Annotated in this window: 10 protein-coding genes; 2 read left to right on the forward strand and 8 right to left on the reverse strand. The window is 41.9% G+C overall.

The features are described 5' to 3' along the window. Positions 1–93 precede the first annotated feature (93 nt). Together miaB and WC441_03235 are read right to left on the reverse strand one after the other, a co-directional pair. Complete coding sequence (gene miaB / locus WC441_03230) at positions 94–1,386, reverse strand: tRNA (N6-isopentenyl adenosine(37)-C2)-methylthiotransferase MiaB (GenBank protein ID MFA5163516.1); 1,293 nt, start codon at positions 1,384–1,386, stop codon at positions 94–96. 1 nt (position 1,387) lies between these two features. Then, entirely contained in the window at positions 1,388–3,205 is a 1,818-nt protein-coding gene (locus WC441_03235; GenBank protein ID MFA5163517.1) for a glycosyltransferase family 39 protein, read from the reverse strand. Between the two features lie 91 nt (positions 3,206–3,296). On the opposite strand from WC441_03235, the gene WC441_03240 reads away from it, so the two are divergent. Then, complete coding sequence (locus tag WC441_03240; GenBank protein MFA5163518.1) at positions 3,297–5,243, forward strand: hypothetical protein; 1,947 nt, start codon at positions 3,297–3,299, stop codon at positions 5,241–5,243. On the opposite strand, the gene WC441_03245 is transcribed toward WC441_03240, so the two are convergent. The 4 genes from WC441_03245 to WC441_03260 all read right to left on the reverse strand — a co-directional run bounded on the left by WC441_03245 (position 5,244) and on the right by WC441_03260 (position 10,133). Then, on the reverse strand, positions 5,244–7,613 hold the full coding sequence (locus WC441_03245; protein ID MFA5163519.1) for a DUF3160 domain-containing protein: 2,370 nt from the start codon (positions 7,611–7,613) through the stop codon (positions 5,244–5,246). Between the two features lie 4 nt (positions 7,614–7,617). Next, positions 7,618–8,565, reverse strand: coding sequence for an endolytic transglycosylase MltG (gene mltG / locus WC441_03250; GenBank protein MFA5163520.1), 948 nt, complete (start codon positions 8,563–8,565; stop codon positions 7,618–7,620). Between the two features lie 2 nt (positions 8,566–8,567). Further along, complete coding sequence (locus WC441_03255; GenBank protein MFA5163521.1) at positions 8,568–9,062, reverse strand: adenylyltransferase/cytidyltransferase family protein; 495 nt, start codon at positions 9,060–9,062, stop codon at positions 8,568–8,570. Between the two features lie 72 nt (positions 9,063–9,134). Further along, a complete protein-coding gene (locus tag WC441_03260; protein MFA5163522.1) occupies positions 9,135–10,133 on the reverse strand; it encodes a reverse transcriptase/maturase family protein in 999 nt (332 codons plus the stop codon). Positions 10,134–10,140: 7 nt separating this feature from the next. Between WC441_03260 and WC441_03265 the strand changes: the two genes are divergently transcribed. Next, the gene (locus WC441_03265; protein MFA5163523.1) at positions 10,141–10,497 is read left to right on the forward strand and encodes a four helix bundle protein; all 357 of its coding nucleotides are present in this window, start codon (positions 10,141–10,143) and stop codon (positions 10,495–10,497) included. Positions 10,498–10,506: 9 nt separating this feature from the next. Here WC441_03265 and WC441_03270 read toward each other — a convergent pair whose 3' ends face one another. Beyond that, positions 10,507–10,701: a hypothetical protein gene (locus WC441_03270; GenBank protein ID MFA5163524.1), complete on the reverse strand. Its 195-nt coding sequence runs from the start codon at positions 10,699–10,701 to the stop codon at positions 10,507–10,509. Positions 10,702–11,012: 311 nt separating this feature from the next. Then, positions 11,013–11,642 (reverse strand): hypothetical protein, encoded by a 630-nt coding sequence (locus WC441_03275; protein MFA5163525.1) that lies wholly within the window; start codon positions 11,640–11,642, stop codon positions 11,013–11,015. Positions 11,643–11,785 lie beyond the last annotated feature (143 nt).

Consider the following 11,785-nt stretch of genomic DNA (forward strand, 5'->3'; position numbering starts at 1 on the left):
CCTGAAGCTGTAATCTTAATTGAATGAGCGGTGTTTTAAGAAATGAAGAGGGGTTGCGTTAGAACTTACAAAAAGTTTTAACCAGCTCCTTTTTTATTTAACCACTTCCCCGGTTAAGCCGAAATCCCTGACCCCGGTAATCTTCGCTTTCACAAACTCGCCAATCTTCACCTTCTTATCAACTAGAGATACCGTCTTGGAACTTGAGCTAAGACCAAAATATTTACCCTTACGATTCTGACTCTCAACCAATATAACAATCTCTTTCCCTAAAAGTTTTTTATTATTTTCCAAGGCGCTCTTTTTTAAAACCTTTTCCAAAATCTCTTCTCGCTTTTTTTTCTCCTCAAGGCTGACATTATCCTTTAATTTAGCAGCCGCCGTCCCGAAACGCGGACTATAGCGGGCGATAAAGGCTTGGTCGAAATTTAACTGCTTGAATAACTTAAGAGAGTTATTAAATTGCGCCTTTGTTTCTCCCGGAAACCCCACAATCACGTCAGTGCTAATGGCAATGCCCGGTTTAGCTTGCCTGATCTTAGCGACTAAGTCCACATACTGTTTGGCACTATATTTCCGGTTCATAGCTTTAAGGATCCGGTCATCGCCTGATTGGACGGCTAAATGCAAATGATGGCAAATCTTGTCACTTTGGCTCATAACCCTAATCAGCTTACCGCTCAAATCCTTGGGATGGCTAGAAGAGAATCTTAGCCAGAAATCACCAGGGATATCAGCTAAAGACCGCAACAAATCAGCAAAATCAAATTTCTTTTTAGCTCTTAGGGAGTGGTAGCTGTTAACATTCTGGGCAATCAAAGTGATCTCCTTGTAACCCTTCCTCACCAAGGCCTTAACTTCCTTGATAATATCTGCGGCGCCGCGATAGACTTCCCGGCCACGGGCATAAGGCACCACGCAATATGAACAGAAATTATTACAACCATTACCGATAGGCACGAAAGCCTTAAAGTAGCTGGCATGTTTCGGCAAGATCGCTAGATATTTTTCGCCGCTCAATTCTCTCAAATCATCTAATTTTAATAAGCGTTCGCTATTTTTCAGGAGAGATAAAAGATGGGGCGTTTCATTTATCGGAAAAAACAGATCGACCTTCGCTTGTAAGCGCTTTTTCACATCTGCTCTCTTGCTTAAGCAGCCAGTAATCGCTATCTGGGCGCTAGGGTTGAATCTCTTGATCTGGTTAACCAGGCCATATGCCCGATCTTCAGCCGACTGCCTGACGCCGCAAGTATTAATGATTACAATATCGGCCAATTTAAAATCAGCGACCGCTTGATATTTTTTCTTTTCCAAATAAGCGGCCAGTCGCTCGCTGTCCGCCTTATTCATCTGACAACCAATCGTAATTATATTATATTTCATATTAAGGACGTGTTTTAGGCGCCTCTATGGGCGCTACGAAATTTAAACGATATAAAGAAAAATCCTGATCAATCTTCTTAACCAAGCTGATATTAAGATCGGCTTTGGGTAGCTTGCTGCTGTTTAGATAATCTAGATCCTTGGGCGGAAAAGAAAAATTATAGTAATAGACCGGCACTTTCCGAGCCAACTGTCCATAATAATAATTCATATTATCGTCGTTTAACAAGCCGACCAGAACCCGGCGCTCGGGAAACAAGAACTTGTCATGATACTGGGTGATAATAACGGCGCTCGGCTCGGTTAATTCGACGACTTTAGCGCTAGAAACCTTGGCACTATAATTACTATCAGCCAAATAAAATAAGCCCTCTTCTGAACCAAAACTGACAAATAATAAAGAGCTAGTCATGATTGCTAAAACGCCGCAGGCTTGCAAGGCGTTGCTCCAAAAAATCGGCAGACGATACAAATGATAGCGCTCTGACTTTCCCGCTTCTAAAACCAGCTGACTGATACGGACGATGAATAGAGAGGCCAAAGGCAAGAAAAAGAGATAAATCGGCAACCAGTAGCGGGTATAGGAATTACCGATAGTGAAACTTTTAGGATCAGGATTATCATTGAACTGCCAACTACCGTAATAGAAAATCAGGATAACGCTTGTTAGGATCAGACTAAGGATGTAAACCAAATAACGGCGCTTGAAACGGACCAGACTGTCGCCGAATAAAAACATCGCACCCCAAAAACCGGCTAAAAGCAGCCAGGGGAACATCAAGGCAAAATAATAATAGAACATCTTTAAGGACAAGCGCAAGTTAAAACCGAAATAAAAGACATTATGGCTCAAAGAGTTAAAAAAACCACTAATGGCTCCGGCGCCCGATGATAAACTCCCGGTCACCAGGCTCTGGCCCGCCCGGGAAATATCAGCCAAAGACTGATTCATGGCACCATAACCACCATAGACCGGTGAACCGTATAAGATTTGGTTATAATAGAAGCCGGGCAAGAGCGCTAGAGCCGTACCGACCAGAAATATCAATGGTTTCAAAATGCCAGCACGCCTAATATTAAAAATCCAGATAATGAAAAGCAGGGGTCCAAGCCAAAGCAGTTCCGAGGCTCTGGTCAGGGCTGCTAGTCCGAAAAAAATCCCAGCCAAAAAAGACCAAAGCCAGCCCAAACTAATATTCTTGCTTAAGGAGAAACGCCAGAAAGAACGCTTTTCATAACAATATTTTTTTTCTAGAAAAAAGGATAAGAAGTAGAAAGAAATAATGACAAAAACGACAAACAGTACATTATGGAATAAGCTGCGCACACTATAATAGATATACACCGGAAAACTAGCCAAGAGGAAGGCGGCAATCAAGCCGACCCTTTCCGAAAATAGACGCTTGATAAGCAGATAGAAAAAGAATATCCCAAAAGAAGCAAAGATCGGGGTTAAGAATGGAATTATCCAATCCCCCAGCCAAGCGCCCAGCTGGCCAAAAATCAGAATTATACCCAGGAAACTAACCGGCTTGAGCCAAGCTAAATCGCTCCGGAAGCTACGTGGATGGACTAAATCATAGGCCCGAAGATTTAAAGGCTCAAAAACCGACAACTGGCCGCTAGCACTAAAATTCTTAGCGAAAAAATAATTAGCAGTTTCGTCTGGAGAATTCCACTTAATCTGACCGGCACTTAGCTGTTGATAGTTATAATAAGAAGTCGCCAAACAAAAAAAGACGGCTACCACTAGGACGATGACGGTACTCCAAGAAAAATGATGGCCGAACTTAGATAATTTGTCTTTGAAACCGGGCATAAAAATTAAGGCTTTTTTTCAGCTTTCTCGTCTTAAATTTAGCAAAAATTACCACTTTTAGCAAGAATTTGCTATGATAATAAGAGCTTTTATGCCAAGAAAAAAAATCACAAATTTCCTTAATTTAGAAAGTTTCGGCCTATTACTGAGCCTGATAGCTATTTTTGGAGCCGGCATTTATTACTTCTACGCCCTAAATCGCTTCGGCCTAGTAATCACACTAGCCTTGAGTGTGTCGGCTTGGCTTTTTATAATGAAACGGCTATTCAGGGACAAACCAGAAAAAACAAAGGAGGAGGATAAGCCAGAAAAAAATCTTCTAAACCTGATATTACTAGCCACCTACACCCTTATCTATCTAGCCCTTTTTTATATCTTGTGGTCCAAACAAAGCGACCGCCCCTTGATTTCACCTTGGGAAATAGTGCCGGGTTATTTTTGGCCACTCTTTATTCTGCTCAATCTAACGCTTATCTTCATCCTTAGCCGGAGATATATAAGGACCAACGTGAAATTGGTTTGCCTGACATTTCACTACCTAATCAATTTCTCCGTGGCTTTGCTAATCTATAAAATAAACTACGGCTTTGACCCTTTCATTCATCAAGCTACTTTGGAACTGATTGCCAAAAACGGCAGCGTCGATCCGAAGCCGCTATACTATCTGGGGGAGTACAGCCTCATAATCAGCCTGCATAAAATCTTCGGTTTCTCCATCTACTGGCTTAATCGCCTCCTAGTGCCATTTATAGCCGCCATCTTCCTGCCCGCCGCCTTGTCTAAATTCCTCACGAGCTTCAAGGGTGATGCTAAATCTAATAATACAATTCTCTTGGCAATACTAGGATTACTAGCCCTACCATTTTCTATCTTCATTATTAGCACTCCCCAAAATCTAGCCTATATATTCTTAATCCTTAGCCTCTTAGCCTCTTTTGATCAGAAAAAAAATTTAACAGTAAGTACCATTTTTAGCTTAGCCGCCTGTGCTGTCCATCCTCTAGCCGGCCTGGCTGGTTTAGGCTGGCTAGCCTTTCTGGCTTTTGATAAATACCGAAACCTAGTGCCAAACAACAGGCGAAAACTTATTATCAGAATAATTTTCAGCCTTTTCTGCCTATCCTGGCCGATAGCTTTCTATGCGAGCACCGGTGGCGGCTTTAAATTAAACGCCTGGTCCGATATAATCAGCCAATTATGGCTGCCTAGTTCCTTCTTCCCTAACCAGGAAAATATCTTCCTTAATTTTTCTTACTTCATCTATTTTAACTATCCGGGTTTGATTGCAATCTTAGTCGCACTCGGACTTTATAATTACTATAAAACGCGGCCAACAGATTCCCGTTTTGCCTATTTAAATTTAGCCTCGCTTGGGATCGCAATCGCTTGGGTTCTTAGCAATCTGTTATCTTTCAATAGCTTGATAGATTATGAACAGAATAATTATGCACGGCGGCTCTTGGTCATCCTGGTCATTTTTCAACTGCCCTTCCTTCTCTGGCTAATAGAGTCCTTTATGACTAAAGTCCTTAAAGCCAAGCCATTGGAAAAAATCATCTGGTCGCTTCTTCTTGCCTTATTGCTCAGCGTCTCTCTGTATACTTCCTACCCCAGGCGGGATAATTACCTTAATTCTCGGGGCTACGCTGTTAGCCGGGCCGATATCGAAGCCGTCAACTTCATAGATAAAAACAGCCAAGGGGATTATGTGGTCCTAGCTAACCAGCAAACTAGCGCGGCGGCTTTGAAAGAACTGGGTTTCGATCATTATTATCCTAGTCCATCAGGCCCGATCTATTTCTACCCGATACCGACCGGCGGACCTTTATACCAATTCTATCTTGATATGGTATACAAAAAACCCGACCGGGCCAGTGTGCTTAAAGCTATGGACTTAGTCGGGGTCGACGAAGCTTATTTTGTCATTAATAAATATTGGAAAGATAGTCGCCGGATCATCGAAAACGCCAAACTAGAGGCTGATAGTTTTGAATCGATAAATAAAGGAGAAATCTATGTTTTCCGCTATAAGCGCTAATTACTGCGGACGGCTTTCTTGATAGTCGAAGACCGGACCGACCGACATAACCAGACGGCCATCCTGTTCGCTGACTAATAACATGAATTTGAGGCGGCTCAAATCTTCACGCATAGAACGCCTTTCCGCTAGATTAAAATTCAAAGTCAACTGCTTATTACCTAACTGCTCAGTCTTATAAGATTGGATAAAATTAAGGATAGTCTGTTTATCTTCCGGGCTCAAGCTGGTGGCACTGAGCTCTTTTTTTATAATCCCGCGCAAATCTTGGAGTTGGCTAAGCAGAACCCTGAGATTCAGATTAACGATATTGGCCTCTTCGCTCAGATTTAAAGCTTGAAACATTCCCTGAAGCATCTCGGCTTGAGCGATAAGTTCATCCAGTTGTCCTAGATTAGGTTCCACGTAAACATTATTCATGATTGAAGCTGAGGTCTTCAGGCCGCCGCTAGTCCCCGGCGATTGCAAGCTCAGTTTATCCAAAGGTAATTGTAGGTTGATCCAGGTAGCCACGGCGCCATTTAGGTAGCGGCTTTGCCAGAGCTGGGAAGCAGCCTGGGCAGGCGGATAACGGAAATTATTTTCCAATCCGGTTTTTAAATAAGCTAAAGTCGACCAATAGTTATTAGCATGCCAGATTTGCCCCTGATCTATCTTATCGCGCATGACCGCTATGTTAGCGTCATAATTAGCATAACTGATATTATTCTGCCAATATTGATTACCGGCTAAAGGCGGATAAATCAAGGAGATGGCATCCAGAGCAATGCCATAGCAACGCTGGTAAGCATTGCCTTGGCGGCAAGCCGTAATCGCTCCGCGAGCATTACCGCCGATATAATCGCCGGCGGCAGGACGGGTCAAATTCTTAAAAATATAATCATTGGGCCAATAAAAATCAGCGATGATTTTTAAACCTAAGTCGGGTTTAGTATCAGCTTCATTACCATTAAAACCGCCGGCGATCTCTATAAAACTTCTATTTAGGAGATCCTGGCGCAATTTGTCTAGATTATCTTCGGCCTCATTATTACTAGCGGAAAATAAATCAACCGGATTGTAGTCAGCGCCAAAAAGAGCGACCAAGCGATCATGGTAGAGAACATAGCTAAAATCATCGCGCAAACCCTTAAAGAAAGACATGATCTTATAGATCCTGGCCCAACGCTGTTTTAACTGAGGATCGGCGGCAAAATCTTTGGCCAAGAAAGAGGCCGCGGTCAGATTAATCCGCCAATCGTCCTTATCCAATAGGCAGTCAGGGCAGACTTCGCTCTTATAATTCAAGGGCCAAACTGAATTAAGCCAACGCAGAGAGAGGTAGAAGTTATTAAGGCGGGCATTACTGCGATATTCGGCCGGGACGGCAAAGCTGGTATAGTTCTTAGGATAAGACATGACCGGCGACTTAGCCGCTTTTTCTTTTGCCTCCCTGATCAGGCCTAATTCCCGGCTGACATCGGCTTGCAGGTATGCCGGCAAGGGAAAATTAAAATATTCTACTTCGCGGGAATTAAACTTATCAACCAAAACTAAATCTTTATTGGAATTTATCTGGGCCGCCGTCGGTTTTAAGAGCTCTAAAGCAACGGCTAAATAAGCTAACTCTAAGCGCTCAGCTTCCAAGACTGGATCATTTGAACCATTCGCCTGAGCGGCGTGATCTTCGTAGCGCTTTTTAGCTACCATATACAAATCTTTGTTTATATTCCAAAGATTCTCATAAAAGACATTCTCTTCTATATCCTTAAAGATCTGCTTCAGGTTGTTTTGATAATGATAGGTGATAAAATCATTCGTAACCAAGATCGGAACTTTTTGCTCAGCTAATTTTTTATACAAACCGTAGAAATCCTTAATATCTTTATCCCAAGGATTAGTAATGAACGCCAAACCGTCCTGGTTAAGATTAGCTAAGACTGGGTCTAGGTTAAACTGCCGAGAAACTTCGTAATAATTAGCGACCTCCGTCTTAGAATTTATCGGCAAACTATAAGCCGGCGGGTCGTAATTATAATCATCGGACGGAGCTTTATAAAAATCATTGAAGCTAAGATATTCAATCTTCACCTTCTCCTCGAAATTAGAACTCGAGCTGGTCGCAGCGTTATCTTCATTGGGCAGGCTGTTAGCTAGGCGTGGCAAATCACTGGCTAGTTCCGGGGCAGAGGGAGCGGGGTGACGCCAATTAAGATAAACTCCCTTCAGCCAATTAAAGCTAGGCCAAAGGACGCTTATAACTAAAAGCGGGATAGCCACAGCCAAAACTACCGGCTTCCAAGGGAATGGCCGACGCGGTTTACGGCCCAGATTGCGATTCAAAACGGTCTTTTCATTAAGCTTGAATTCAGGCTTAACGGAATCGAACATATATTTATTTTAGATATTTCAATTTATTAGCGACATGTTCCTCGAAGCTACGGGAGAAGATGACCTGGCGACTATCACTTGGAGTCAGGAAATAATTATAATCGGAATCAATGGGATAGACTGCCGCTTCTAGAGCTAAGAGCCCGGGGTTGCAAATCGGAGTAGGTGGCAAACCGGGGTATTTATAAGTGTTATAGGGGGTATTAACTTCTAATTGGGCGCCGCTGTGCCGGCTATTCTTGTCGCCGAACCAATAAGACAGGGTGGCGTCAGACTGCAGGGCTTGGCCGATCTTTAGGCGATGCCAGAAAATGCCGGAGATTAGGCGCGCCTCGCGGTTCTCCTTGTCATTAGAATCAAAGGGCGCTTCTTTTTCTAAAATTGAAGCCATGATAACAACTTGATACAGGCTACGACCCTGATTAGCGATTTCCTTCCTCATCTCCGGACTTAACTTTTTTCCGAAATTATCCAACATCTTGAATATCGCCTCTTCGGCCGTGGAGGAGGCGTGGACACGATAAGTATCAGGAAAAAGAAAGCCCTCTAAACTATAATACTTCGGCTTATCTTTTAAAAAATCATAACGATCGGAATAATCCTTGGGCCAATCAGCTAATTTTTCCTGGCGATAATCATACTTAGGGGAGCCGGTTAAGCTTAGAAGCTCGTCGCTTGGCCACAAACCCTCACGTTCGAAATACTGGCTGATTTCACGAATATTCCAACCCTCGAGAACCTTAATGGTCTTTTCCTCTTGATAAACAATTTTGTTTTCTAAGTCACGATGCGTAACTTTTTCAATCACCTTGCGCCATGAAACTGGTAATTTCTTCTCATTGGGGATGACAAAAGTATGATAAATCAACTTAAGATTAAACAGACAAACCACTATACCAGTCAAAAAAATAATCCAGCCGCTCAGGATGAGATAACGGGTCAACTTTTTCATAACTACTTCTTCTTAGTTTTTAATTCTGCGGCTCGAGCAATCAAATGCGAGCTAGCTCTAATTTTCCGACCTAAACCATCGACCATCCTAATCCCTAATTTCTTGCAAACCTCGTATTCTGGCACATCATTAATATTGTGACGGTCACCGCCGTTAGCAAAAATATCTGGCTTCAGCTTAGCTAGAGACTTAATAACCGTCTTGTCCTTATCGGTCGATAAAAATACTTGGTCGACATCACGCAAAGCTGCTACAATCGCCAAACGATCCTTTTCCGGCATAAAAGGCACGCTACCCTTCAAGGCCACCTGCTTATCATTATTTACGATCGCCACTAATTTATCCCCCAACTTCTTAGCCTTACTGATCATCTCTAGATGACCGACGTGTAGGGGATTAAAATAGCCAGAAACGGCTACTAAGACTGGCTTTTTAGAGCTAGCCGCTTTAGTTTTACAGCTCTTCCGAACTGGCGGACAACAACAATTATGAGACATAATAAAAAATAAAAAAGTTTATCTTTAATAGTTATATTATAGCAGATAAATAAGGTGCTTCCAAATAGTAATTTAATCGGAATATAACCAATAAATATCTAATAAACGCTTTCTCAAATTAAAGGTCTGGCCACTACTTAAAAGCCCTAAATAAGAAGCTAAGTTCGCCGGCTCTGAACGACAAGACATCTTTCTTAACATCCGCCGCCTAGTCTTGGTTCTTAAAATATAGTAATCGGGAAAATATATATGCCCAAGAAAATCAACACCACTAGCTAAAGTTTTTAGATGCAATTTGGTTGGATGGAGTTCTAGTTTCAATCTTTCTCGCAAAAAACCTTCTAACAAGGTCAGCTTGTCTGACAGATAATCACAATTGTCAGATAATATGGCAAAATCATCGGCATAACGAAAATAATATTTTACCTTCAAATCATTTTTTACAAATTGATCAAATTCATTCAGGTAGATATTAACGAATAATTGTGAGGTAAGATTACCCAAGGGCAAACCTTTACCGGGCTGGCAAGAAAAACTCCTAATAATATTTTCTAAAAGGCTCATAATCCTCTCATCATCAATATATCTCCTTAAAATGACTATCAAAATTTCTTGATCAATACTATCAAAAAATCTCTTGATATCCGCCTGCAAAACCCAGACTGTTCTAGTTTTATTTAAACTAACTTTTCCACTAGCGCGACGAAATGCCAGCCCGGCTCGATGCGTCCCCTTGCCTAGCTGACAGGAATAAGAATGGGCAATAAAAAGCTGACTAAAAAACGGGTAAAGTTGGCGACAAACGGCATGATGGACGAGACGATCACGGACGCTGGCTTTATGAATATGTCTTAATTTAGGATCGCTGACATAAAAATCTTGATATCCTCCGTGTTGATACGAACCATTGGCAAGCTCAACCTGAAGTTGTAAAATATTATCGCCCAGATGTAAGGAAAATTTTATCACATCTTTTTTATTTTTCTTACCAATAATAAATTCGCGCCAAGCCGCTAACAAATTTTCGCCATTACTTATCTCTGAAAATTTAATTAATGATTTTTTACTCATGTAAAATATGCTAATATTACCCCCCCCCGATAAAAATTTTTCAATTCTCACAAAATTAAATGGAGCCTATCTTTTTTGGCAAGTTTCTTTCTTGCAAATGTCACGTTTGCATCGTTATTCCTTAGGAATCAAGATAGACAATCTTTTTACTGAAACATTAAAATTAATTCTAGCGGCCAAATATTCTCACCGCGACCAGAAACTAGAATTCATTAACCAAGCGATAATAGAGCTGGACACTTTAAAATTTTTCCTCCAAATTAGCTGGCAAAATAAATCCTTGGATGACAAGAAATATCTGCAACTTAGTGCTTCCCTAGCCGAAGTTGGAAAGATTATAGGTGGTTGGAAAAAACTGTTTTAAAAACCCGCTTCAAAGAAGCGGGAAAACAAAATACTTGCAAACAGCCAGGAAACGGCAATTCTCATTCCAGTCATTGTCAAACCAGTTGAGATTGAGCTTACGCCTGTTGTCGTCGACATCCAGATAAGGCGCGTTGCGATTGCCATTGGCATTCTGCCAAATAGAACCCAGTAAAAAATCGTCTCCCGCCTTCCTGGCCACCACCCCTTCAATATTTCGTCGGGGTTGAATATAACTTGGGATTTTTAAATCCGCCAGCGGGAAACGCCAAGTATTTTATTTTTAAAAAATAATAACCGGCACGCTAACCAACCGTTTAATTGATTATTCTGACCAAAATATTATTTTAGAATTCGGCCGCTTACAGCCGTAACCGTAAGCTGATTCGCCTACTATCCAAAGTCATCTTAGCATATTTTTATCTACAAAAAAACCGCTTCTTCAACTTGAGAAGCGGTTTTTTACAAAGAGCTAAGAGACTGAGGGCGAGGGCTAAGAGTTAAAGCGCTAAGCGCTTACTTGCAAACAGCCAGGAAACGGCAACGCCCAACCCAGTCATTGTCAAACCAGTTGAGATTGAGCTCACGCCTGTTGTCGTCGACATCCAGAAAAGGCGCGTCGCGATTGCCATTGGCATTCTGCCAAATAGAACCCAGGGCGATAATGGGAAATTTTCTCTGCAAGTCTGGGTATGATGCGCCCAGGGCGAGCAGTTCGACCAAGGTGGCAGGACGATAGCCTTGTTTATCCATTTCTTCAATGGCTTTCTGACTACTGATACTGTGGCCGAAATGGAAAAGCTTGGCTTGGACCTGAAGGCTTTGCCCGGATAGTTCTACTGGCAAGGGGAAATTTCTAGCATTAACGTCGCCGTTATTCCAGTCATAACGACCAGCGGCAATCATTTGCTCCAGAGTGAGAGAATAGTCAATTTTGAGCAGGAACCCGGATTGTTCGGGTTTAGCCGAATTAACATCGATTTTGACCGGGTCTATCTGTCCGGTAACTACTGCGTACATCTTTTTAGCCAGCGCATTGTCGCGGCTGTTTATGATTTCCTGACAAAGTTCGTCAGTGAATCCGGCTTTTTTAAGAGCCAAGAAGAACTCATGCCCTTTTCCGAGAGCGGCACACATTTCGTTCATGGTGTATAGATTTTAAAATAGCTATTACTCAACTACTAGGCCGTTGAGATTTGGCATTATTAATGAAGATATTAAAGCATTTTTTATTAATTATGTCAATATTAAACAAAAAGAGCCATCTCTGGCCCTTTTGTTTATTATGT

The sequence above is a fragment of the Patescibacteria group bacterium genome (assembly GCA_041651355.1).
GTDB lineage: Bacteria > Patescibacteriota > Patescibacteriia > Patescibacteriales > UBA12465 > JAPLVX01.